The organism is Psychrobacter sp. SHUES1 (assembly GCF_001652315.1).
Lineage (GTDB): Bacteria > Pseudomonadota > Gammaproteobacteria > Pseudomonadales > Moraxellaceae > Psychrobacter > Psychrobacter faecalis.
On record NZ_LXWA01000056.1, the window covers coordinates 1 to 22444 of the forward strand.

The 22444-nt window shown below is 39.3% G+C and carries 24 protein-coding genes, 2 pseudogenes, 1 riboswitch and 1 other annotated feature; of the genes and pseudogenes, 14 read left to right on the forward strand and 12 right to left on the reverse strand.

The features are described from left to right. Nucleotides 1–103 precede the first annotated feature (103 nt). The gene (locus A7325_RS07760; protein ID WP_068406573.1) at nucleotides 104–550 is read left to right on the forward strand and encodes a PepSY domain-containing protein; all 447 of its coding nucleotides are present in this window, start codon (nucleotides 104–106) and stop codon (nucleotides 548–550) included. A gap of 224 nt (nucleotides 551–774) precedes the next feature. Here the strand turns inward: A7325_RS07760 and A7325_RS07765 are convergent, their stop codons facing one another. Next, nucleotides 775–1203: a hypothetical protein gene (locus A7325_RS07765; RefSeq protein WP_068406576.1), complete on the reverse strand. Its 429-nt coding sequence runs from the start codon at nucleotides 1201–1203 to the stop codon at nucleotides 775–777. A 270-nt stretch (nucleotides 1204–1473) separates the two neighbouring features. Between A7325_RS07765 and A7325_RS07770 the strand changes: the two genes are divergently transcribed. Together A7325_RS07770 and mscL are read left to right on the forward strand one after the other, a co-directional pair. Further along, nucleotides 1474–1893, forward strand: a complete 420-nt coding sequence (locus A7325_RS07770; RefSeq protein WP_039255596.1) for a PPC domain-containing protein — start codon at nucleotides 1474–1476, stop codon at nucleotides 1891–1893. A 408-nt stretch (nucleotides 1894–2301) separates the two neighbouring features. Then, nucleotides 2302–2748, forward strand: a complete 447-nt coding sequence (gene mscL, locus A7325_RS07775) for a large conductance mechanosensitive channel protein MscL (protein WP_068406577.1) — start codon at nucleotides 2302–2304, stop codon at nucleotides 2746–2748. An 80-nt stretch (nucleotides 2749–2828) separates the two neighbouring features. On the opposite strand, the pseudogene A7325_RS14255 reads toward mscL, so the two are convergent. Next, nucleotides 2829–2879: pseudogene (locus A7325_RS14255) on the reverse strand (IS3 family transposase); the annotation flags it as partial. Between the two features lie 297 nt (nucleotides 2880–3176). Here A7325_RS14255 and A7325_RS07780 point away from each other — a divergent pair. Continuing rightward, a complete protein-coding gene (locus A7325_RS07780) occupies nucleotides 3177–3683 on the forward strand; it encodes a plasmid replication DNA-binding protein (RefSeq protein WP_068406578.1) in 507 nt (168 codons plus the stop codon). 24 nt (nucleotides 3684–3707) lie between these two features. Here A7325_RS07780 and A7325_RS07785 read toward each other — a convergent pair whose 3' ends face one another. From A7325_RS07785 to A7325_RS07795, 3 genes are all read right to left on the reverse strand, one after another. Further along, nucleotides 3708–4643: a replication initiation protein gene (locus tag A7325_RS07785; RefSeq protein WP_068406583.1), complete on the reverse strand. Its 936-nt coding sequence runs from the start codon at nucleotides 4641–4643 to the stop codon at nucleotides 3708–3710. A gap of 563 nt (nucleotides 4644–5206) precedes the next feature. After that, complete coding sequence (locus tag A7325_RS07790; protein WP_068406585.1) at nucleotides 5207–6430, reverse strand: DUF819 domain-containing protein; 1224 nt, start codon at nucleotides 6428–6430, stop codon at nucleotides 5207–5209. Nucleotides 6431–6506: 76 nt separating this feature from the next. Further along, nucleotides 6507–7205, reverse strand: coding sequence for a M15 family metallopeptidase (locus A7325_RS07795; protein WP_068406588.1), 699 nt, complete (start codon nucleotides 7203–7205; stop codon nucleotides 6507–6509). 382 nt (nucleotides 7206–7587) lie between these two features. Here A7325_RS07795 and A7325_RS07800 point away from each other — a divergent pair, with 382 nt between their 5' ends. Next, nucleotides 7588–8178, forward strand: coding sequence for a recombinase family protein (locus tag A7325_RS07800; RefSeq protein WP_068406590.1), 591 nt, complete (start codon nucleotides 7588–7590; stop codon nucleotides 8176–8178). Between the two features lie 253 nt (nucleotides 8179–8431). Here A7325_RS07800 and A7325_RS07805 read toward each other — a convergent pair whose 3' ends face one another. Then, nucleotides 8432–9295 carry a DMT family transporter gene (locus tag A7325_RS07805; RefSeq protein WP_068406593.1) on the reverse strand — a complete coding sequence of 288 codons (864 nt, stop codon included), beginning with the start codon at nucleotides 9293–9295 and terminating at the stop codon, nucleotides 8432–8434. A gap of 147 nt (nucleotides 9296–9442) precedes the next feature. On the opposite strand from A7325_RS07805, the gene A7325_RS07810 reads away from it, so the two are divergent. The 3 genes from A7325_RS07810 (at nucleotide 9443) to A7325_RS07820 (ending at nucleotide 11525) form a co-directional block, all read left to right on the forward strand. Beyond that, on the forward strand, nucleotides 9443–10333 hold the full coding sequence (locus A7325_RS07810; protein ID WP_068406595.1) for a LysR substrate-binding domain-containing protein: 891 nt from the start codon (nucleotides 9443–9445) through the stop codon (nucleotides 10331–10333). 342 nt (nucleotides 10334–10675) lie between these two features. After that, nucleotides 10676–11026: an IS630 transposase-related protein gene (locus A7325_RS07815; RefSeq protein ID WP_068406597.1), complete on the forward strand. Its 351-nt coding sequence runs from the start codon at nucleotides 10676–10678 to the stop codon at nucleotides 11024–11026. A gap of 70 nt (nucleotides 11027–11096) precedes the next feature. Continuing rightward, nucleotides 11097–11525: a transposase gene (locus tag A7325_RS07820; RefSeq protein WP_264753703.1), complete on the forward strand. Its 429-nt coding sequence runs from the start codon at nucleotides 11097–11099 to the stop codon at nucleotides 11523–11525. Between the two features lie 50 nt (nucleotides 11526–11575). Here the strand turns inward: A7325_RS07820 and A7325_RS07825 are convergent, their stop codons facing one another. Beyond that, complete coding sequence (locus A7325_RS07825; RefSeq protein WP_068406601.1) at nucleotides 11576–12274, reverse strand: LrgB family protein; 699 nt, start codon at nucleotides 12272–12274, stop codon at nucleotides 11576–11578. A gap of 22 nt (nucleotides 12275–12296) precedes the next feature. After that, nucleotides 12297–12776 (reverse strand): CidA/LrgA family protein, encoded by a 480-nt coding sequence (locus A7325_RS07830; protein WP_082894347.1) that lies wholly within the window; start codon nucleotides 12774–12776, stop codon nucleotides 12297–12299. A 135-nt stretch (nucleotides 12777–12911) separates the two neighbouring features. On the opposite strand from A7325_RS07830, the gene A7325_RS07835 reads away from it, so the two are divergent. Together A7325_RS07835 and A7325_RS13455 are read left to right on the forward strand one after the other, a co-directional pair. Then, a complete protein-coding gene (locus A7325_RS07835; protein WP_068406606.1) occupies nucleotides 12912–13802 on the forward strand; it encodes a LysR family transcriptional regulator in 891 nt (296 codons plus the stop codon). Between the two features lie 9 nt (nucleotides 13803–13811). Continuing rightward, nucleotides 13812–14000 (forward strand): annotated as a pseudogene (locus tag A7325_RS13455) (integrase core domain-containing protein); the annotation flags it as partial. A gap of 222 nt (nucleotides 14001–14222) precedes the next feature. Here the strand turns inward: A7325_RS13455 and A7325_RS07840 are convergent. Next, nucleotides 14223–15158, reverse strand: a complete 936-nt coding sequence (locus tag A7325_RS07840; protein ID WP_068406608.1) for a LysR family transcriptional regulator — start codon at nucleotides 15156–15158, stop codon at nucleotides 14223–14225. Nucleotides 15159–15256: 98 nt separating this feature from the next. Between A7325_RS07840 and A7325_RS07845 the strand changes: the two genes are divergently transcribed. Beyond that, complete coding sequence (locus tag A7325_RS07845; protein WP_068406610.1) at nucleotides 15257–15691, forward strand: DMT family transporter; 435 nt, start codon at nucleotides 15257–15259, stop codon at nucleotides 15689–15691. Between the two features lie 8 nt (nucleotides 15692–15699). Further along, nucleotides 15700–16161 (forward strand): DMT family transporter, encoded by a 462-nt coding sequence (locus A7325_RS07850; RefSeq protein ID WP_068406631.1) that lies wholly within the window; start codon nucleotides 15700–15702, stop codon nucleotides 16159–16161. Between the two features lie 284 nt (nucleotides 16162–16445). On the opposite strand, the gene A7325_RS07855 is transcribed toward A7325_RS07850, so the two are convergent. The 3 genes from A7325_RS07855 to A7325_RS07865 all read right to left on the reverse strand — a co-directional run bounded on the left by A7325_RS07855 (nucleotide 16446) and on the right by A7325_RS07865 (nucleotide 19786). Then, nucleotides 16446–17216: an alpha/beta fold hydrolase gene (locus A7325_RS07855; RefSeq protein ID WP_228706509.1), complete on the reverse strand. Its 771-nt coding sequence runs from the start codon at nucleotides 17214–17216 to the stop codon at nucleotides 16446–16448. Nucleotides 17217–17457: 241 nt separating this feature from the next. Continuing rightward, nucleotides 17458–17994 carry a manganese efflux pump MntP family protein gene (locus tag A7325_RS07860; protein WP_264753702.1) on the reverse strand — a complete coding sequence of 179 codons (537 nt, stop codon included), beginning with the start codon at nucleotides 17992–17994 and terminating at the stop codon, nucleotides 17458–17460. Between the two features lie 85 nt (nucleotides 17995–18079). Continuing rightward, a riboswitch (yybP-ykoY riboswitch) is annotated at nucleotides 18080–18205 on the reverse strand. Between the two features lie 93 nt (nucleotides 18206–18298). Further along, complete coding sequence (locus A7325_RS07865) at nucleotides 18299–19786, reverse strand: PepSY-associated TM helix domain-containing protein (protein WP_068406616.1); 1488 nt, start codon at nucleotides 19784–19786, stop codon at nucleotides 18299–18301. Between the two features lie 465 nt (nucleotides 19787–20251). On the opposite strand from A7325_RS07865, the gene A7325_RS07875 reads away from it, so the two are divergent. Together A7325_RS07875 and A7325_RS07880 are read left to right on the forward strand one after the other, a co-directional pair. After that, nucleotides 20252–21471, forward strand: a protein-coding gene (locus A7325_RS07875; RefSeq protein ID WP_413771793.1) for an IS3 family transposase whose coding sequence is annotated in 2 segments (ribosomal slippage) — nucleotides 20252–20528 and nucleotides 20528–21471 — 1221 coding nt in all. Because the reading frame shifts where the segments join, the coding sequence is not laid out codon by codon here. Continuing rightward, nucleotides 20527–20643 (forward strand) — a sequence feature (AL1L pseudoknot). It overlaps the preceding gene by 117 nt. A gap of 296 nt (nucleotides 21472–21767) precedes the next feature. Beyond that, nucleotides 21768–22370 carry a TetR/AcrR family transcriptional regulator gene (locus tag A7325_RS07880; protein ID WP_068406620.1) on the forward strand — a complete coding sequence of 201 codons (603 nt, stop codon included), beginning with the start codon at nucleotides 21768–21770 and terminating at the stop codon, nucleotides 22368–22370. The last annotated feature ends 74 nt before the right edge of the window (nucleotides 22371–22444 follow it).

The window sequence follows — 22444 nt, forward strand, 5'->3', positions numbered from 1 at the left end:
GAGAATTCAAAAGGGTTTAGGCTATAAATCGCCAAGACAGGTGTGGTTTGACTATTATCGTCATGCTGCGTAATCAAAATCTCCCAAGTTTAGTTATACGGATTTGACAGCAGGGGTCATAGAGCAGGCGCTGGCACTTGCTAATAAAGCGGTAAAAGGCAATATCATTAGTGCAGACTTTGATCAAGAAGATCGTAACGAAAATAGCCATTACGATATCAAAATCGTTACCAACAATAATGAACAAGAAGTCAGCGTGAATGCCAATACAGGCAAGGTCACGAAAGGAGACACAGAGCGTTTAGACAAAGAAGACTTGGCAGAATATAAAGCCATGAAACAAGCAAAATTGAGTTTGTCTCAAGCTATAAAAAAAGCAAACCAAACGCTGAAAGGGAAAGTGCTTGAAGTAGGGTTCGACATGGATTTTGGCAAGCCTGTCTACAAAGTTGAAATTGGTAAAGGCAATCAAATTCATAAAGTCGTTGTCGATAGCATGACTGGTAAGATTACTCGCAGTCAGGTAAGCGACGTTGATCGTGATGATTAACTACTGATACCCTGTATTGCATATAGCCTCAAATATTAAAAAGCCCCAAGCTACTTTCTCAAGTGGCTTGGGGCTTTTTAATAGCAAGTCTAAATAAACAATTATTGGTACCATGAGTCTACAACCAAGCATTCAAGTCCTCACTAGTGAACCGAACCCGAACCAAGTAAAGCATCTGATTGGTTCCCTTAGGGTATACTTTGGCTACCGCTTAGACTTATCTTCTATGTAGGCGCAGTTTCCATTGCACCGGTAATGGCACAACCATCATATGCTTTGCCTGCGTAACTTAATGTTGCGGTCAGTTCATTTTGGTAGCCATTGTCATCGATACAAATATTTTTTCGTATATTTAAAATAATAGGCTGTCCATTGACTGTACTCTCGTATTCGACGCCTTCAGTAGTGGCGGAACCCACTACTACAATTGTTGTAGGCTCTAAGAATTCTGCTTCTATACTTAATTTATTTCCTTCAACTACTGTCCGCCAACTTTTTTCTTTATTACCAGAAGCGGTAAACGCCAATAACGCTACAGGTACTTCTATTGTCGGCTCCTTATTATGATCCGTACTATCGGCTTGTTGATTACTACAAGCTACTAGGGTTAAGCTGACCGTTAAGCACATTGCCGTCAAAAGCAAAGAACGCATAATTTTTTCCTTTAAATATAATAAGAGAACACTACTATTTAGCAGTGTTCTCTTTGTTTACATAATGAAATTCAGGTTTTTACTACTATAGTTAGGTTTGCGATAGAATTAGAAACTAGTGTCTTAATTAACACCAACGATTATGAGCAGCCTTGTTCAGTAACCTATCAATGTACTCTCTATATTAGTAATATTAATATAACATATCTATAAAGGTTGACAGTGTGGAGTAAGATAAAATCGTTTTTTTACTGTTTGAGTGTTTAAAATATGAAAAACTTAACGGCTGCTATTTTAATTGCGCTTCCTGTTCTAATGGTAAGCCCTACAGTCATGGCCGCATCTTCAGATGCAGTGGCTAAAACTGTTGATGTTCAATTTAAAAAAGGCGCTAGTTCAGCTAATTATTATGGGAAATTAAAGGGTAGTAAGTACGATTCCTATACATTTTATGCCAAAAAGAACCAAAAGCTTTCTGTTAAAACAACGGGAGGGAATGTAGATTCTTATTTATTTAATAAGAATCTATCAGATTCTGTCAATGTAGGAGAATATTCCTCTGAACTAGATAACCAAGGTTATTACACGCTTCCATATTCAGGTAAATATGAATTGCGTATTCTTCAGCCACGTTCTCAAGCTTCTAAAGGAAAAACACCTCCATATTGGCTAGAAGTATCTATCCTATAGGTATGTAAGCTTAATAATGGAGAGCATCCTATATTCTGTGTAACAGCTATGTGGCTTTCATCAATAATTACACAAAATGTAGGATGCTCTCTTGTTGCTACAAGATTTGATAAGTTAAATTAGAGCTATGAGAATACAGTGGCTCGCGTTTATCTTTAGTTCAAATTGTGAATGTTCAATACACCCTAATTATTATCTTCTGTATTAGCATTAAGTGTTATATCTAGCTAGATAGGATGAGTAGAAAATATCTCGTTCTATCTAGCTTTTTTTGTGTTGTGTTTTATATATAACCAAACAGAATTTATTAAAATACTGTGCTGTTCGATCATTATCAATGTATCCAGTTTTCAATCGTATATTTACACGCCGATCTACTTACAGACAAAAATTTTTAGGAGAGAAATTATGAGTATGGTATCTGAGTTTAAAGAGTTTGCTTTAAAAGGTAATGTAATGGACTTAGCTGTCGGTGTCATTATTGGTGGTGCATTTGGAACCATCACAACATCGTTAGTCGAAGACATCATGATGCCAATCGTCGCCTTTATTGCTGGCGGTGAAATCAACTTCAAGAATATGTTTGTGATATTAGGCGATGTGCCTGAAGGTATTGCTATGACTTATGACGCCTTGAAAGAAGCAGGCGTTCCTGTATTAGCTTATGGTAGCTTTATTACGGTACTTATTAACTTCCTGATTTTAGCATTCATCATTTTCATGATGGTGAAGATGGTCAATAGATTACGTCGTGCGGATGAAGTAAGGGAAGAAGTGCCAGAAAAACCTTCAGAAGAAGTGCAGTTACTTCGTGAGATTAGCGCTAAGCTTAGCAATACGAATGTTACTAAATAAGAGAGTCTAACCTGAGATGCTCTAATAGAATGAAAAAAGGAGCCCATCTGAACTGACCCCCAAATATTGGACGGTTTAGTTTACCCCAAGGACTGAGTCCTGTACTGCACAGGACTCAGTCCTTTTAGTTTCTATCAGTGACAATAACTGCTGCCTGAGCAGATAAGCCAAAGAGAGATAACGCCATACTTAGAATAACTTTTTTCATAAAACCTACTTTTTTTGATACCAAAAATACTGTTTTCAAGCATTAATAATACCCTATATTTGTTCAATAAAGTGAGTGCTATATAACTAACCGTCTGATTTACACAGCAGTTTATTTATAATTTGCCTGATAGACGGGTTAGTGCCATAGTTGTTCACTGAACGTTCTGGACAGTTGTACTGTACAGTTTCTAAAAACGTACTTGAACACTAGGTGAACAATGAACATATCGGTGACAAAAGCGGCAAAAGAATGGGGTGTATCAAGAACGACGATCTATCAGAAGGTCAATGATGGTGAGCTTTCCAGAACAGCAGATAAGAAAATAGACGTTTCAGAAATGTTGCGCGTGTTTGGTGAGCCAATTTCTAAAAAACGTACTGAACGTTCAGTGGACACTGTCCAAAGTACACCTCTGAACAATCAAAGTGTTCAGTACAATACGGACATTGAACACCTATTAGCGCTTGAAAAGCTCAAGAATGAACACCTCAGCCAACAAGTAAGCGATCAAAAAAAGTTAATTGAAAATTATCAGCAGCAGATAGGACAGTTAAACAAAACGCTGGATAAAGCCAACGCCAGTATCCAAGATTTCGCACAAGTAAGACTGCTAGAGTTTAAGCAGGCTGAAATGAGTGATGAGCCGCCACTTGAACCAGAGCAAGAAAAAAAAGATGATTCAATCGTCGTGACGGCTAAGAAGAAAAAACGGTGGTTCTTTTGACTTTAACGGATATTTGAAAAAACATTAGTGTTTAATCTTTGGTAAATAGCTCTCTAAACCTTTATTGGGCTTGTTAAAACTTTCAGGCTCTCGTTGTATGATATTAATCATTTCGCGCTTAAATGCGTCAGTCTGCATTTTGCCGTCATAACTTAGGCTTGGATGATCGTTATAGTCATTCATAAACTGCACGCTATCGACAATGGACTGGATGGCTGCTTGCGATAATGCACCGTCTGCACCCGTTAGCTTGTCTAATGTTTTTTTATGGAAACTCAGCTTTAAGCCTCTAAATCCCTTACCTCTCGATTTCTTCTGATACTCCACGCTAACACTATAGTTTGTATTCTCGTTAATGTCGTTAATAGCTGTTTCAATAACAAATTGTCGCAAATGACCGAACTGCTTGTATTTACCTTTGACATTCATTACATGCTTAAATTCTTCAAGTGTAAAATCTTTGCTGTACTGAAACTGATTAACCCACATAACGACTAATTCATATAAACGTATTGAGTGGATACTTGATAACTCGCCGATTTCAAGCAACTTATACTTAGTAAAATTAGCTCTTAGCTGTGTCAAATAAGGCAAAATCTTTTCTGCAAAAGATAAAGAAACTTCTCCGTTATCCGGGTCATAGACAATACTACTGATAAGTCTTGTTTGAAGTATTTTGTTTTCGGGCAAGCTCATTACAATATCAACGTCATACAAACGCTTACTTGCGTTTTCCATATCACGATAGACGTTCTGCTCGTTTTTAGACTTCTTACCAAAGAACAGTGACTTTATATCATCTACAGACACTTTAAATTCAGTCTGTTTTGTTACTTCTGGTGCGTCAGGTCTGCTGTCTATCTGACTAATACACGCTAGCATTAGCTCTTTGTCTGTTTTTTGCATTGTGTATGTTGCTAAAATCAGCTCGTTTGATTGAACAACTAAATTATTTTCCATTTTTAATCCTGCTCATTTACTGTTTTTTTAAAACACTCAATCTATATCAACATTAAAAACAGCTAAATAAACAGTATTTAATATATGACTGTTTTTTCTGCTCATTTACTGTTTTTTCTCTTTGTAAGCTATTGATTTTAAAGGTGAAAAAAGGCTCTTAAACAGGAGTAAACAGGATCAAATAAAAACCCTTAAAGAAACGGGTGATAAATTTTTTTGGGATAAGTGAAAAATCATCACTTAAACCACGTAGCTTGCCTAAGCAATTTATTCCTTAGTAACGGTTCTTTTGAGGATTCAATTAAGGACTAAATCCTCGGCTAGGTGAATGGGTTTTATTAACCTGATGTTGGTATGACTCTAAACCACTCTGTAATGCTTTGTGTTGGCTTTCAGACAACTCTTTGCCATATTGCTCAGTAAACGTCTCTAAAGGAGACCATCCCAGATTTTGTGTAACTGTCTAACTTGTTTCAATAGTTACGCCAAATCCAGGAAACTCCTGACAAAATAAAAAGTCGATACCATATGGTATCGACTTTTTATTAGTTCATTGAGGGTATTTACATACCAATTTGAGTGACTATGAAATAAATAATCGTACCTACATAATTTCCAATTACATAACCGACAGTACCAATAACTAAGATAGGGCCGACGAGCTTTGTCCAGCCCTTGCTGATGGCTAAAGCAGCTGCCGTAGTGGGCCCGCCAATGTTGGCATTACAAGCTAGTACTACTTCTTCAACACTGAATTTAAATAGTTTACCTATACCCATAGTAATGGCTAAGTTGACCATAGTAATGATAAATACAAATACAAACAGCAAAGGTGCTTTAGTCACAATCAAGCCAATTGAAGCAGGAATGCCGATAACAACAAAGAATAAATAGATACAATAAGTACCAAGCTCTTGGCTACCGTTAAGCTTCTCAAAAGAATTTCTAAAAATAGAAGCAACAATAAAGGTAATAGTCGTTAACAATAAATACTTATCAGTAATCAAACTAATGATTAGATCGCCAATAATATTGTCGCTAGTTCCTAATAAAGCTTTTAGCAATGCTGATAATTTAAAAGAAATTAATACTATTAACATCGAGCTGGCTAAGCAGATCGCAATATCTTTCAATGAAATAAGATTTGGTTTCCAGTAAGCCTCAGATAAAGTACGACTGCTTTGCATCTCTGGATCTTTTTCAATTTCATCGGTATGCGGTGAGCCCCATATACGACGTATAATAGGAATACCGGCTAATCCAATCAATATCAAAAAATAAAAAGCCATCATCATATTGTCAGCGACGATAGTAGCGGCATTAATACTTTCGCTTGGTTCCAACTTAGCAGACATAGCGGCGTAATTCACCCCGCCGCCACTATAAGAAGCTGAAATCATACCACTGATCTTATCCAGCTCTGGAATGTAACGACGTAAAGCTAAAAAGGCAATGACTGTACCAATCATGGTAGCCATAGATGATATTAAAAACAATAATAGTAATTTCCAGCTCTCTTTAATCAGTGATTGTATATTGGTTTTAAATAGTAATAAGGGTATGGCTAGCGGCACGATGTAGCCCCAGACAATATCGTATGTAGGCGCATCCGTAGGAATGATTTTTAGATTGGAGGCTGCTATAGCTATTAGCAATGCAATAACAGCACCAGGTACTTTGCTAGCCCATTTGCAGCGTTGTTCAATAAAAATAGCAGAAGTAGCTGCTACTAAAATGAATGTCCATAGTGCCAAATGGTCATCTGCTTGAATTAAAGTCTCCACCATGTTCCTCCTTGAACTTGATATCTAAATATATAGCTATTAAAAAAATAGGGATTGCCAACGGTTATAAAAAAGGCCATTAGGAGTCTAACGTATCCCAATGAGCTGCGCCATAGAGGGCATGGCTTTGCTGGTTGTAATGTGCCCAAAGGGGATTGCCGTAATCAAAATGCCACCATTCAGTGGGTAAATTAGTAAAACCAACTTGCGTCATTACTGAATATAATAGACGTCTGTTATGACAAGCGGGATGCTCAGGATAAGCTTCGTAAAAATGAGTGTATGAACGCTCTGTTGGTTCATCAAAATCAGCACCCATGTCTAACCAATCACCAGTTTCAATATCGAATAAGGTGATATCCACTGAGCCTCCTGTTAAATGAGGACTAACAAAATCTGGGCTAACCGGTGCAGCAAATTGTGATAGCAGATGTTGCTGTTCGGCAAGATTTAAATCTTGATATTTTATTTTGATGATTTCAGCGATTTGATCACGAACGCCTTGCTGAACGGTACGCGAGCGCCAAGCATCAAGGACTACTATGCCTAAATGGTCAGGTAGTAAATCAGCTGCTTGTTGTAATTTTTGGATGACAGAATGTCTAGCCACGCAAACATCCATAGCGTATGGCACATTGTAATCAGAGTAAATAGGGAATTGCTTTAGGTTCTTATTGTTTGGAATAGTTTTTAATGGTTCGTTTGATTCGACTATAGCAATGTCTTTTAGTTTGTCCCAGCCATACTGAGCCAATTTTGGTATAGGAGATATAGGCATTTTACTTCTCTACTTACTTAAATAAGTGAACCGCCTCGACTATATCGGAGGCTATTTATTTCAGTTAGGCCACTTGGTCTAACTAGCTAAGGTTATCATAATACCGCTTTTCAAACTCAAAAGGTGACACATACCCAATTGTGCTGTGCAGTCGTATTTTATTGAGTCTGAGAAGCGTTAAAAGTCGATTTTGCTTTGCAAAACGAGGGGTGATCTCAAATGGGCCACTTAAAATAATCTATCATTAGCCTATACCTAAAAAATAAAACCTCTAAACGATACTCTATCTATCATTAGACTTATTTCTATTATTAAATGATATTAATATCATGATATTATCAATGGACATTAATTTATAAGTCTAAATAATATAGGTGGCGTTATGACCGTTCGTATTTATGTGAGAGCCAGCACTAAGGATCAAGACGCTAAGAGAGCCTTGTCTGACTTGATTAGCTTTAGCCAAAGCTATAACGATAACCTTGTTGAGTACGTTGAGCATTTCAGTGGTACAAAGCTCGATAGGCCAGTATTAGCTAAGCTATTAAAGGACGCTGATCAAGGCGATATTCTGCTGGTTGAAAGCGTGGACAGATTAAGCAGGCTATCTCAAGATGATTTTGCAATTCTAAAGCAGCGCATCAAAGACAAGGGCTTGCGATTGGTGGTGGCTGATCTACCAACTACGCATACGGTAAGTAAAGGCATGACAGGTGAGATCCTAACAGTGATTAACCATATGCTGATCGACTTATTAGCAACGATGGCAAAGCTTGATAACGATAAGCGTAGAGAGCGTATTAAGCAGGGGTTGGCGAACAGTGGTTATAAGCCCACTGGTAAGAAGCCTAATACAACGAAACACAATCGTATTAAAGAATTAGCCAGTCAAAACAATATGACGAAAGAGGAAATCGCTAAGGCAGTTGGTGTTGGGGTGGCTACGGTCTATCGGGTGTTAAAGCAGGGCTAACAGCTGAATAGTTGAGGTATTTTAAATAACAGTTTGTCTTTTTTATAGACACGATACTATTAGATACATAAGAACCAACTTGGAAGTTTTTAATCATGCAACCGACTTATTATAGTGTCTAACAAGTAATCTACAGTTTCGTCAAGCATGAACCGATGTAAACGTTAAATAACATTTTAGTCTGATTCATAACTTTTATTATTTCTTATTATTTATAGCACATCAGCTTGATTAGGTTTTAAAAGCTATTATCCTACCCAGTTTTTTGTCTAAGCCTCATAGATTCGAGAGTAGCTAGCCATATCAAAGGTAGGATAATCAGCGCAGAACCTATTAACAAAGTCATATTTGGTACTTCGTTAAACCATATGATTCCAACCACCACCGCCCCTAGTAAACCTGAGTATTCCGCACTAGAGACTTTGTACGCTTCAATGTGTCGGTACACCTGTATGCATATACCCGCATAAATCAAAATAAATACATTTGAACTGGCGGCCGTAATCAATGAGTGCCAGTCAAATGGCTGTCCCTCCCAAATAGCCAAACCAAGCGCGAATGGGATTCCTAGTAAATTGGTCAAAAGTAGCGTTTGATAGACAGTATGATGCTGTGGAAGTTTACGAACTAACAGATTGTTTAGCGCCATGGTTACCGCCACTATAAGGGCAAACACCGCCCCTAAATTGATCTGTTTCGGTTGTACAATAACGAGGATACCAGCAAAACCTAATATAGAGGCTGCGATAGTCGGAAAGTTTAATCTGTCTTTATAAAATAAAAAACCCAGTGGTAATACAAATAAAGGGGCGGCATAAAAAATAGCATTCGCAGTCGCAAGAGGCAGTGCTTGAAGAGACAGTACCATGAATATCACACCCAATAACCACACGTGACTACGAACAAAGTGCCATTTTATATTACTGAATAACTTGTTCTTTTTATTAATTAAGCAAAACGGCAACAGCATTAAAACCGCTGTGCATTGACGAAACAGGATAAATTGATATACCGCCGTCTCAGAGGGCAAGGCCTTTATCAAGGCGTCTGAGAAGACCGCAATGATATTTCCTAGTACCAATAGCGTCATGGCAAATGCAACACTCATCTTTGGCATTCTTAGCCTCCTCGCCCTACTCTAAATTCAGAAACTGTTAAAACCCCAATGGGTTCATGCTGATTTAACGATCTGTCAGGCAGTATATTCAAGTAAGAGTATGATGTATAATGATATAAAACATATTTAGTATTACCTGAGGTAATAATGGATTTACCACCGCTGCGTGCAATACAGTGCTTCGAGTCCGTTGCACGGTTTAACAGCTTTTCAAAAGCAGCAGAAAGCCTCAATGTGACACAAAGTGCCGTGAGTCACCAAATACGCATCCTTGAAGAGTATCTTGGGGAAGCAATGTTTTACAGGCAAGGCCGGACCTTTTCGTTGACAGAGGTTGGTGAGCGTTATTTCACAGATGTGAGTGGCGCATTGGGTCTACTTTCAGATAGTAGTCAGATTATTAAACATGGAAAACCTGGGCATATACGCTTAGCTCTGTACAGTTCAGTCGCAGTGAATTGGTTGATTCCTCGACTAGAAGACTTCTATAGACAGTATCCAGAAATAGAACTTACTTTAGATATGGTTAATCATCCCTCTGATTATAATGAGCAAAGGGCCGATTGTTATATCACCGTCGATCCTCCTCCACATGCTTTCATCAGTAAGTTTTTATTTACTGAAACTTTATATCCTGTTTGTGGTCAAAAGCTTTGGGAGAAAATAAGAGATAAACCCCTTCCTGACGCATTGTGGCGGCATCCAATATTGTCTGTGAGATATGCAGATACAAGCGTGAATACAGCAGAGGATTGGCTGCGGTGGTGTAAGGCAGGCGGATTTGAATTGCCAAGCGATATAAAGATAAATCATTTTAGTCATGTGCTACTAGCGATAGAAGCCGCACGGTACAATCTGGGCATTACTCTTACCAATAATTATATGATGCAGGATGACGCCTATAAACAAAATATCGTTAAAATCCCAATGCATGAACTACTAACAGGGGATAAATTTTACTTCGTTTACAAGGAATTAAAGAAAAATCAGGATGATATTATTAAACTATGTAAATGGTTAGAATCTCAGTGTGAGTAAAGAAATCCTCTATCTTATTTGTTGTTACAAGAAAAATAATGATTTGTTAAGGGGTTTAAAATGATGATTTAGAAAATCCCGATTCAATAACTCATAAACACTCGTATCCTCAAAAAATAGTCATTCATTTTATCTGATATTCAAATAATATAAGTTAATAGGTTGAAGTTTAAAAGAAATAATGCTCATTACATTTAGTTAAAGTCGAATTAACTTTAGAATAAAAACGGAAATTTATACGTTTTTTTATTGTTTATCTGTTAGTGATAATGGCTGTTATAGTCAATTCCACCTAAAAGTGTTATAAACTAATTATCAAACCCAATTGTTATTATAAAGACCATGACTTACTCACTAGATTTTCGCAAACAGGTACTAAAAAGTATAGATGACGGTATGACCTTTGCCGAGGCAGCTGAGTTTTACAATCTCAGCCCAACCACCATACAAAACTGGAAGCGGCGTGTTCATAGTAAAACAACCAGGCAAACCAAACCTTATAAAATACCAGATGATGTGCTACTTAATGATGTCAAAGAGTATCCCGATGATTACCAGTATGAGCGAGCTCGTCGCTTAAACTGTAGTAAAACAGGCATTTATCATGCCCTAAAGCGCCTAGGCATCAGTCAAAAAAAAGACCTTAGAGCATCCAAAAGCCTGTCCGATCAAAAGAGCGATATACCACAGTAAGCTTAATAGCTTTAAGCAGCAAGGCTATCCCATCGTTTATATATACGCGCGCGGCTTTGAGCACGAGACCATTCGCTCTCATGGTTATGCACCGATTGGTAAGCCTTGTATCGATAGCTACAACTGGCAAGGTAAAAAGCGAACCAACGTTATCGGTGCTCTCTATGAAAAGATGCTGTTTGCACTAGATTACTTTAAGCACAACATTAACAGCCGCATATTCTACGAATGGTGCAAACACAAGCTGATCCCAAGTCTTAAAACAAAATGCGTGATTGTGATGGATAATGCCAGATTTCATAAGAAGAAGCGCATTCAAAAGCTACTGAACAGGCATGGTCATCGTATTCTATGGCTGCCACCGTACAGCCCTGATTTGAACCCTATTGAAAAAAAATGGGCACAAGTAAAGTTTCTACGCCAAGGCTGGTTGGAAAACGACTTATCCAAGTTGTTTTATGATGTTTGTCCTAACCATAACAATTTTATTTTGAACTGACTATATCATATCTATTCTTAATATAGATTAGGGTCTCTATATATATTTGCTTAAACTTGCCCGAATAACATTACGCCATGTATTAATGAAGGACCTAAGAATACCATAAACAATCCCGCTAAAATCATTGTTAAACTTGCTATAACGCCCTCATCCTCATTGCGCTGACTTGCCCGGGCTGTACCAAAACCGTGTGATGCATTACCAAATGCGATTCCATTTGCAAGATGGGAGCGAATACGAAAAAAAGTCAAGATCATATCCCCTAAAATCATTCCCACCATCCCTGTAATCAAAGTAAACAATGAGACTAAAGAGGAAGATCCGTGAATTTTTTCAGATAAGTCTAACGCAAATGGTGTCGATATTGAACGGGCCATCAAGCTATAGGTCAAGGTCTTATCAAAATGAAACAAACCAGCGAATATATATATGCTTAAGACCCCCACCACCATCCCGACAGTTATGGAAGCGGTCAAAGCCAAAGCATGTTGACGTATTAAACGACGATACTCATAAATAGGTATAGCAAACGCAACCGTTGCGGGGGCAAGTAGCTGCACAATCCAAGCTGTATCCTTCCAATAAGTATCATAAGAGATATTAAAAATTATCATTAATGAAAGCGTTACTACTGGAACCGTGATAGCAGGGTTTAGCCAAGATTTTCGATAGCGCACATAGACTACTCTAGCCATATAATAGGCAGCTAATGTCCAAATGAGACAAAGGATTGACCAAGTATTCATCGCAAATCCTCACGCATTATTATCATTTTTTTAGGTTTAATTGGGCTTTATGAATCTGATGACGATACAATCTACGTTGCAAACGGCGCCCCATGATAAAGGTTAATGCTGAGCTTAACATCACCATCGCGGTACTCAAGATAATTGTCAGCATTAATTGCCATCCTTTACTGACAAACAGCGCCTTATATTGAAGTATTGACATCATAAGCGGGATAAACATTAATACTAATTCACCCAAAACAAATTTTGCACCCAGTCTGACCCAGTTAACCTTAATAGCACCACTCATTAATAATATCAGCATTAAAAACATTCCTAAGACGCCTGAGGATACGGGTAAATGCAATAATTCAACCAATATCTCAGCACAATACCAGACAGCTGCGATAATAGCGCATTGCATAAGGACATGAAGCCATGATTGGCGATAGAACTGTTGAAGTGTAAGTTTTTTTTCATCTACAAAAGATAGGGATAAGCGAATATTAGGATTACGCATAATAATTGTTGTTTGTTGATTAGAGACTACTTATTATAAAAATACCATAGTCATAAATTATGAATTATATTTTTATTTTTATTCCCAATTTCTATAATAAATTTCATTATCCTTCCTAACCATGGTTTATTATTCATGATAACTTTGAAACAATTACGCTGCTTTGTGACAGTTGTAAAAACAGGTGGGTTTCTTCAAGCCAGTATTCAACTCAATTTAACCCAACCCACCGTTACCAAATCTATCAGTAATCTTGAAGAATATTTAGGCGTAGCTCTGTTTGATAAGCCTTTGACTCATAGAAAAAAGCGGCTAGTTAATTTAACGGAAATTGGCGAACACCTCTATATTCAAGCAGTTGATATCTTACAAAAGGCAGATAATCTTGAACAAACAGTAGTAGATTATCAGCAATTAATAGGTGGTAAATTGCGTTTGGGGATTTCACCGTTAGGCAGTGAAATACTAAGCAAAGCTATTTTTAACTTTTACCAAATGCATCCTAGTATAGAAACTTCACTTATCGAAGATGGTGCTGAGTCACTTAAGCAGGCCCTTCTAGAGGGGCAACTTGATGTGGCAACATTGATGAAGCCGATTGACGATGATTTTGACTACTTGTCGATATGTTGCTATCCAGTGGTGGTCGTAGCAAATAAAAACCGTATGGGTAAGCAAAAAACCAAGGTAACACTTAAGTCACTATCAAATGCACCCCTAATTTTATTTACCTCCAATTCATCATTTACTCCGATGATTATAGAAAACTGTCAATCACTAGGTTTTGAACCTAATATTATTTGCCAAACCAATCAGTGGCACTTGCTTCTTGACATGGTAAAACAGGATATGGGCGTGACTCTTTTGCCTCAATATTATACTCAAAAGTTGGATTTAACAGGATTAGTCTGCTTGCCACTAACCCAACCTCAGTTAAAATGGGAGCTTGTCATGGCTTGGCGCCGTCATCGCTTGCTTACACCAAGTATGCAAGCTTGGCTTGATAACATAAGAAAAAATATATAACTAGGCCTTGATAATGCTTTGGCTGTAACAGGGCATAGGTTATACAAAACAGAGGTGATTGAATATTTGAAAGCAGATTTGCAAGGTTTAGCGAATGTACAACTTGCGACATTGAATTGGGTAGATCGGTTCAATAAAAAGCGTATACACAGTGCATTGGGCTATGTATCGCCTTTTGAGTTTGAGAGCCTTTCCTAAAAAGTGTGTAACTGCTTATAATCCAATAACCGAAGAATAAGCAATGACTACTCAATCTGACCTTAAAAAACTGGCCGAGCAAATGGCCAGCAGCATGTCATAGATAATACTTGAGAATTTATTATGCGCATTTTTATCAGAGAATATATGCATCATTATTCTCTCATGTGCATCTCTTTCGTAAATAGTGACAACTATGTTGACAAACACCGTTATGGCCGTTTAATTGAGTTGCCAATAAAGAGGAGTGCCATAAACCTTGGCAAAATAATCAATTAGCGTTCTTACATTTAGAGAAATGTGACGAGTATGAGGATAGAGAGCAGCGACATGCTGAGGTGTGGTTTTGACTGCCGTACTATAATTAGGCAATAGCTTAATAAGCTCACCACTCTTCAAGTACTCACCGATAAGCCAATCTGGAAAAAGCACGATTCCCATTCCTTTGAGTGCAGATACCAATAAAGATTCTGCATTATTAGACATCAACAAAGCAGGCGCTAAGAATGGCGTCCAATCTTCATTTCCTGTTTTAAAAAGCCAACGATTGGGTCCTGTTGAGCCCTTATACACTAGGCATTTATGATGCGTCAGATCTGCTGGCACTTGCAATTTACCATGTGTGCTTATATACGCCGGAGAAGCGACAAGATGATAGGTTTGCTCACCAAAAATACGCGCATGAAAGGTCGAGTCATTTAAAGTACCGATTCTAAAAATAACGTCTGTTGCGTAATGATGAGGATCAATAAAGTCATCCGTTAACGTCAAATCTATCTGTAATCTAGGATATTGAGCACTAAGCTGCGGCAGCCAAGGTGCGATATGGCGTTGTCCAAAAAAAATAGGGGCGTTGATTCTGATTAAACCACCTGGTTCTAAAGTCCTGTCTTGAAGTTCCTGTTGTGCCGCATTCATGCTTTCAGTCATGGATTTTGCATAGCGCATAAACACATGTCCCGCTTCAGTCGGAATGACGGCACGTGTATTGCGATGAAAAAGCTGTTGCCCTAAAGAGTCTTCTAGCTGTTTGATAATACGAGACACTTTAGAAGCTGACACACCTTCTTTTCGCGCCACTACAGAAAAACTCTGAGCGTCAAAAACCTCTATAAAAAATAATAGAGTTTTTATGTTGATGCTATCCACTGTATCCATTTGTGCAACTTATGCAAAGGTTATTTCTATATTATAGCGTTTTTTAATGGGTATAGGCTGCGGTACACTACGCCGCATTGCTCATTGAGGATTATTACATGCAAATTTTATTAATACTTATTGTTGTTTTAGGGGGCATGGGATTATCTGTTGAAGCGGGATTACTTGGACCTTTAGGAAATGAGGTAGGCGAGCTGTGGGCAACGTTGAGTATTTTTGGCGTTGGCGCTGCTCTGACATTCTTTTTGATGTTGTTTTTTAGTCCGCGAGATAGCCCTTCCTTTTTTTCACAGCCGCCTTTACTGCTGGTTGGTGGTATTTTGGGGCCTGTTTATGTTGTGGTATTAACCGTGGTCACGCCTGTCATTGGCATTGCGCTGACGATGATTGGCATACTGGCTGGACAAGTGTTTCAGAGTTTACTCATAGATCATTATGGTTTGTTTGATACCATAGAGCGAAAAATAGACAACAAACGAATTATTGCTTTATTTTTCATTATTGCCGCACTTATTTTTATGGCAAAAGGATAATCTAAATGATGCTTATTTTAATGATTGTATTGGCAATAATTGGCGGCGCGGCTTTAAGTGTTCAAGCAGCATTAAATGGTCGCCTTGGCAGCAACGTTGGGGTGTTTAAAAGTGCTTTTTTAACCTTTTCTGTGGGTGCGGTTGTGACCGCTTTGCTTATTTTCTTTTTTGAACCAAGTCATACGGTCACTTTGATGGATGTGCCTAAGTGGCAACTACTTGGCGCTTTGTGTGGTGTTCCTTATATTGTCATTATGGTGGTTGCGGTCCAGCGTATTGGAACTGCTGTGGCAACGGTAGCCGTTATTTTTGGTCAGCTGAGTATGAGTGTATTAATTGATAATTTTGGTTTGCTTGGTAATGAGGTCATTAGCCTTTCAGGTAGTCGAATCAGTGCTTTGGTTTGTTTGGCAATCGCGCTTTATTTTATTTATGCGAGTAGCAAGTCTGAGCCTAAAGAGGCTCAGTAGCTCATATATATTGATTATTACTAGGGCATGACTTCAATTTAATCGATGGACATCTAAATGGGCTAAAAATGGCTAAATTTTGCCAAACTTCATCAAATAGCTAGGTAATATCCCGATATTAACGGCGCTATTTTCCTTGTTTGACTGCAATTTATCTCATTTTTATCACCATTTTTAAAATGAAGACACGCCCTAGACATATTTTTCACTTTGTAGCTATGAAGAACTGGGTGTATTACTGCTGAACCTTCTTATAATGATAGTCACACACCGTTCAGGTGCTTCTATTGGCAGAAGATGTCCATTGTCTGATAACTCAATGATGCGTTCAACGGGACGAGATCTTCCCAAACTTTACGAACCTCATTGCTAATAAATATGGAAGGTTTGCCAATGATAATGGTGTAGGGTACATCAAGGTCGTTGAGCTCTTTTAAAGCATCATTGACAAAAGGAGTGTCAAAGTAGCTTGCCAACTCTTGCTTAGGGGCGAACAGTAAGCTGTATTGCTCTTGCTCATTTTGGACAAGACTGTTTTTTGCAAAAGTATAAAGATGATCGTCATTGATACGCTTGAATGCGCGATGCGCCCGTAGATAGTCGTAGTATAACTCAATACTCTCCCAGTTCGTTTGCTTGGCTAACGTGCTTTTGAACGGTTCTTGACCAATCTTTAAGTCGTCAGGCGCAGCGTTCATCATGAGGGTTTGCGATTTGGTAAAAGTCACAGGCTCTATCAAGTAAAGCTCTGAGAACAGCTCTGGACGTTTGGCTGCGGCGATGGCAGTGGCGGTAGCACCTTGAGAATGTCCAATACCGACGATAGGGCTGTCTTGTGTCTTCTCTAAAAAATCAATCAATATATTGGCATCTTGCTCGCAGGTAAGCTTCTTGACGGATGGTAAATCGTGCCAGTAGCCGCGCATGGCAAGACTGGTGATAGCAAATTGCGCACTGAGCTTGGTTAATAGTGGTAAATAGACGCCAGTCGTAAAGCCGTTGCCACCATAGAAATGAGCCGCTGTCCTCGATGTGTTTCTATCCCTATTACCCAACGCAGACAGGTCATAATAGCGCGCTTGTTTGTCATCTAATGTGATGTTGCGTTCGAATGTGTATTGAGTGGATATAATGAGTTCAAATTGAATGGGGTAAATATGCCACTTTTAACATGGATACGTAGTAAAAGAGATTTCCTTGAGCCAGTCGCTGACCATGCGGCTGACTTGTTGGATGCAGCTGATAAGAAAATAATAAAGAGGACTAAATTATCAGGTCACATATAGGCTTTTGCAATTAAAAATGGCTGAATAGAATCCACCCACCGATGGCAATTAGCATTAAGCCGCCGAACATTTCTGCTTTATGGCCGATGAGTGATCCCAGTACTTTTCCAAGCATCACGCCAAACGTGACCATGGTGGCCGTCGCCAACCCAATCAAGCTTGCTGCTAGTAGAATATTAACTTCTATAAATGCAAGACTAATACCGACAGCCATCGCATCGATACTAGTACCAAAAGCAGCAACAGCAAGTTTGAGAAACGAATGTCTTGAGGGGGCTTCTTGTTCTTCATTATCCGGTTTTAGCCCTGCATACAGCATGTGCAGCCCTAAGCCTAATAGAATGACGAATGCGACCCAATGGTCCCATGCTTCAATAAAAGAGGCATCGATAAAAGAGGTAGCAGAACGGCCAATTAACCAGCCAATGATAGGGGTAATCGCTTCAATAGAGCCAAAGATGACACCCATTCTTAACGCTTCGGTAAAACGGGGGTTTTTAAGACTTGCGCCTTTACCAATCGCCACAGAAAAGGCATCAGTAGACATAGAAAAAGCAAGTAATGAAAGTGCAATAGGATTCATGTGATTTTCTCAGGCCGAGTATAGAGTCAACGACATACGCACACTCTCGACCTACAGTGTGGATATATCGATGGTCTCGCCAACCGAGAGGTGTTCGTACCATGGCATATGGCCAAGCATGTTGACACGAACTCTTTCGCAGAACGAAAGCAGGCTACTCCCCAAAGAACGCTCACATTAACATGTCTATGTTACAAGTCAATAAGAAAGTATCTAGTCAGGCTTCTTTGAGGCTATAGCCTATAACAGTAGAATCTATTAAAGATACTTACTTCAGTAGCTTGCGTAAAAATTTAACACGCGATATCAATAAAAAATCTAATAAAGCGATGACAACAATAGCAATGATTGCCGTTGGGAATATGATAGCGACAATAAGTAACGGAATGGCAAGCGTCCACCCTATAGTAAAACGCTGACTACGAGCTGGTGGATTGAGTCCAGTCATGTCGTTAGTTTGACGAGGACAGCGTTGCCACCACATCACATAACCACTCACACAAATGGCAATAACAGAGAGGCAGAATAAAACGTTGGCTAATACACTCCACCACCCCAGCGTCCCCATGTGTATGGCAGCACCCGCTGCCATAAATTTACCAAACGCATTGTAATCATCGAACCGTATATCAGCCAAAACCTTGCCCGAATAGCGGTCAATATGCACGGTGCGATCAGCCGTTGGGCTTTTCATATCGTAGCTCATTGAATCTTGGCTAATCGTCCATACGCCTGTCTCCCCTTGCGGTAGATTCAACTGATAACGCCCTACAAAACCAAGCTCACGAGCAAATCGATCTACGGTAACAATCATAATGGGTATATTGGGCGCAATACCGTTTTTACCCATAGTCGTACCTGATTCTGGCATTGGTGTTAACTCTAGTACCCAAGGCACGTCTTTAGTCTTTCCTGAATTTAATACGCTGCCATGTGTGTGAGCTGTGGCTGCTGTTGCGCCATGGACGTGCGGCGCGGCATCGGCGTTATCCATATGCATATCAGCATGATTCTGACTGTGGTCAATCGAGATTGGCATTGGCGCGACGCCCCATTTACCCGCAGGGAAGTGACTCCACGACTGTACAATGCGCTCACCCCAAATTCCTGCCCAAGCCATTCCCGAAATACAGAAAAACAATAGCAAAACAGATATCCAACTGCCTAATGTCGCGTGGATCGTCCGGAAAAAGGAACGCTTTTTCTTTAGATTGGTATCGTCAGGAATCAACATCGCTTTGACAGATTTACGCTTATGCCACCACAAATACCAGCCAGTTAGTATCATTAGAATTGTTAATGAAGCAGTCGTTTCTTGAATATAATCACCGACTTTACCCAGCAGCAAATCACCATGAATACTGTCAAAGGTATAATACAGATTGCTATTGCTGGGTGTACTGTTGACGATATCTGCAGTATAAGGATTGACGGCTACCATATTGTCATGGTCTTCTGATGTTACCTGAAACAGAGCTACCTTATCCGTATCACGAGGGGCGATATATTTAACGAGGGTACTATTGGGTAAGGTATTGAGCGCGTTTTTAGCTTGGGTAGCGAGGGGCGCTTGCATTGCTGTTTCGGGAACAGTAATGCTTAAACGGTCATTGTCTCGTCCCACTGTGTTAGACATAACCAACATACCAAGTGCGGTACAAGATAAAATAATTAAAAAAGGGACAACAAATATTCCTGCATAAAAATGCCATCGCCACACGGTAAAATAGTGCTGATTGCTTGTTTCTTTATTCATAAATAGAGATTCCAATAGCTTTATACTTTCTAGCTAGCTTGGCAACAAAGTGGACAGTGAATGTCTTGTTCGCGCGTGCTGACTTTGTGGTTTATATTCTGAAGCGCAAATATTCAGAACATAATGGTTTTTTGATGGTGCGATATAATGCCAGATGCTTTTTTCTCCAGTGATATTAATTTCGGTATATTGCAGATGCTAGAGGGCATAAGGAATAATAGTATGTTGACCCTAGATAGCATGGTTAAAAATCATTGAACCGGAGTTAGCTAGTAAACTTAGATGTACACTGTTCCACTCTTAGAGGCTATGTCTATTCAAATAATCTAGGCTACAGGTTAGTATCCAAGTCCTCACTAGGGTACCGAACCAGTGGAAGCGCCTGATTGGTTCGGTGTGGGACCTTCCTAAAAAGTGAACCGCCCCGGGATTGTCGGAGACTCAACATTCTGAGAGAATACGACAATGAAAAAACAAACCTACACTCCTGAGATTAAAGAACGCGCCGTTCGCATGCTTATTGAAGCGTCAGGCGACTATCCCTCCACATGGTCAGCTATTCAAGCCATTGCTCCTAAGATTGGCTGTACGCCTGAAACCCTACGATCATGGCATAAAAAATACAACGATCAAACCGTTCCTGCGTCGGTACAAGCTCAAAGCCAAGATCAACGTATTAAAGAGCTTGAACGCGAGAATAAAGAACTTAAGCAAGCTAATGAAATCATACGTAAGGCTGCCGCTTTTTTCGCCCAGGCGGAGCTCGACCGCTGACTAAAATCATGATTGAATTCATCGACGATCATAAGAATAATTATGGGGTCGAGCTGATCTGTAGAGTATTACCGATTGCCCCATCAACCTATCACCGTGCTAAAGACTTGGAGAGCTACCCTGAAAAACGCTCACTGCGCAGTCAACATGACGACTTTTACATCAGCGAGATTAAACGTATCTGGCAGGACAGCAAATGCCGTTACGGTGCGCGTAAAGTATGGCAGCAGATGAAAGCTGACGGGTTAAAGGTTGCTCGTTGTACCATAGAGCGTTTAATGAGACAGCATGGCCTACAAGGTGTCTGGCGCGGTAAGGGTAAAATAACAACTCACAGCCGTGATGACCAAAAGCGCGCTGATGACCTAGTTAATCGTAACTTTAGCGCTCATCGCCCTAACCAGCTCTGGGTGGCAGACTTTACTTATATCAAGACGATAAGCGGCTGGGTGTATACCGCTTTTATTATTGACGTGTTTGCCCGTAGTATTGTCGGTTGGAAAGTATCTAATCGCATGAATACCGATATGGTTATGGCTGCGCTAAATCAGGCGATAGCAGATAGGAACCATCCCAAAGATGTGATTCATCACAGCGATCGAGGGGTTCAGTACTTATCCATTCGCTATACTGACAAAATGTGTGACTCTGGTATCATCGCTTCTGTCGGCACGACTGGTGATTCATACGATAATGCACTGGCTGAAACGGTCAATGGACTCTATAAATCTGAGGTAATTGACTATTTAAAGGAGAACTGGACTGGTATCAATGATGTTGAACTGGCAACCCTTGAATGGGTGGACTGGTTTAATAAAATACGACTGCATAGCACGATTGGTTATGTGTCACCCTTTGAGTTTGAAAAGCGGTATTACGATAATTTAACCCTGTCAGGCATCGCTGCCTGACTCAAGTAAATCACTCTCCGATATAGTCGGGGCGGTTCAAAGTGTTTAACTACTTATACTATATGGTAGTTACACAAAGTTTGGGAAAGGCTCTATTATTAATTCCAAGTGTATTATCTACACCCGAAACCTTTTCTAAGAACCTCATCAAAGTACTTAAAAACCAACTCACTAAGTACATTGATTAGGATTTATATCCCATAATTAAACTACTTTCTAAAACTTAATTTAATATTTGACAAATCGTTCCATAATATTTAGTATTCCCCTAAGTTCACTTCCACTCAGGCTCATACATGAGTGATGACAAATCCAATTCTTCAGGCCGTCCTAGACAGTTTGAAGATAAAGAAATCATTGACGCAGCCATAACTGTATTTAGTAGTAATGGCTACGCAGGTACTTCTGCGCAAAATTTATGTGATGTTACTGGATTAGGGCGAGGAAGTCTATATAACGCCTTTGGTAGCAAACAAGCCTTATATGAACAAGCCTTGTTGCGTAGCCATGAACAAACCATGGCTGCACAATTATCTATTCTCACACAGCCAGGGCTGTTCAAAGAACGACTACGATCTCTTTTACTTTGGGGGATTGCTGAAGATCTTTCACAATCGGAACAGCGCGAAGCCATGGTCTTATTCTCTGCTTTGGAAATAGGAGATAAAGATCAGGTTGTTTCAAGCTTGAATCTAGAGTATCGACAACGCCTAGAGAACTCGCTGCTCACAGTATTTGTCGAAGGACAAGCAAATGGGGAATTTAGTACCAGAGCCTCAGCTCTTGAAATGGCGCGAGGTTTTTTAGCTGGCTACTACGGTTTGCGTGTACTTAATAAAAACACTTCAGATAAAAGCTTTCTGGAAGATGTGGTTAATGGCCTCTTAGCCAACTTGTAACTGCATCATAAATGGAAAGTAAATTAAATTCTTTAATTTTGTAATGATCGTTAAATAAATAGGAATGTATTAAA

Excerpts from the sequence above, each read along its gene's own strand:
- A7325_RS07765 (WP_068406576.1), bottom strand. The coding sequence starts at position 1,203 with ATGCGTTCTTTGCTTTTGACGGCAATGTGCTTAACGGTCAGCTTAACC.
- A7325_RS07770 (WP_039255596.1), top strand. The coding sequence starts at position 1,474 with ATGAAAAACTTAACGGCTGCTATTTTAATTGCGCTTCCTGTTCTAATG.
- mscL (WP_068406577.1), top strand. The coding sequence starts at position 2,302 with ATGAGTATGGTATCTGAGTTTAAAGAGTTTGCTTTAAAAGGTAATGTA.
- A7325_RS07780 (WP_068406578.1), top strand. The coding sequence starts at position 3,177 with ATGAACATATCGGTGACAAAAGCGGCAAAAGAATGGGGTGTATCAAGA.
- A7325_RS07785 (WP_068406583.1), bottom strand. The coding sequence starts at position 4,643 with ATGGAAAATAATTTAGTTGTTCAATCAAACGAGCTGATTTTAGCAACA.
- A7325_RS07790 (WP_068406585.1), bottom strand. The coding sequence starts at position 6,430 with ATGGTGGAGACTTTAATTCAAGCAGATGACCATTTGGCACTATGGACA.
- A7325_RS07795 (WP_068406588.1), bottom strand. The coding sequence starts at position 7,205 with ATGCCTATATCTCCTATACCAAAATTGGCTCAGTATGGCTGGGACAAA.
- A7325_RS07800 (WP_068406590.1), top strand. The coding sequence starts at position 7,588 with ATGACCGTTCGTATTTATGTGAGAGCCAGCACTAAGGATCAAGACGCT.
- A7325_RS07805 (WP_068406593.1), bottom strand. The coding sequence starts at position 9,295 with ATGCCAAAGATGAGTGTTGCATTTGCCATGACGCTATTGGTACTAGGA.
- A7325_RS07810 (WP_068406595.1), top strand. The coding sequence starts at position 9,443 with ATGGATTTACCACCGCTGCGTGCAATACAGTGCTTCGAGTCCGTTGCA.
- A7325_RS07815 (WP_068406597.1), top strand. The coding sequence starts at position 10,676 with ATGACTTACTCACTAGATTTTCGCAAACAGGTACTAAAAAGTATAGAT.
- A7325_RS07825 (WP_068406601.1), bottom strand. The coding sequence starts at position 12,274 with ATGAATACTTGGTCAATCCTTTGTCTCATTTGGACATTAGCTGCCTAT.
- A7325_RS07830 (WP_082894347.1), bottom strand. The coding sequence starts at position 12,776 with ATGCGTAATCCTAATATTCGCTTATCCCTATCTTTTGTAGATGAAAAA.
- A7325_RS07835 (WP_068406606.1), top strand. The coding sequence starts at position 12,912 with ATGATAACTTTGAAACAATTACGCTGCTTTGTGACAGTTGTAAAAACA.
- A7325_RS07840 (WP_068406608.1), bottom strand. The coding sequence starts at position 15,158 with ATGGATACAGTGGATAGCATCAACATAAAAACTCTATTATTTTTTATA.
- A7325_RS07845 (WP_068406610.1), top strand. The coding sequence starts at position 15,257 with ATGCAAATTTTATTAATACTTATTGTTGTTTTAGGGGGCATGGGATTA.
- A7325_RS07850 (WP_068406631.1), top strand. The coding sequence starts at position 15,700 with ATGCTTATTTTAATGATTGTATTGGCAATAATTGGCGGCGCGGCTTTA.
- A7325_RS07860 (WP_264753702.1), bottom strand. The coding sequence starts at position 17,994 with ATGTCTACTGATGCCTTTTCTGTGGCGATTGGTAAAGGCGCAAGTCTT.
- A7325_RS07865 (WP_068406616.1), bottom strand. The coding sequence starts at position 19,786 with ATGAATAAAGAAACAAGCAATCAGCACTATTTTACCGTGTGGCGATGG.
- A7325_RS07880 (WP_068406620.1), top strand. The coding sequence starts at position 21,768 with ATGAGTGATGACAAATCCAATTCTTCAGGCCGTCCTAGACAGTTTGAA.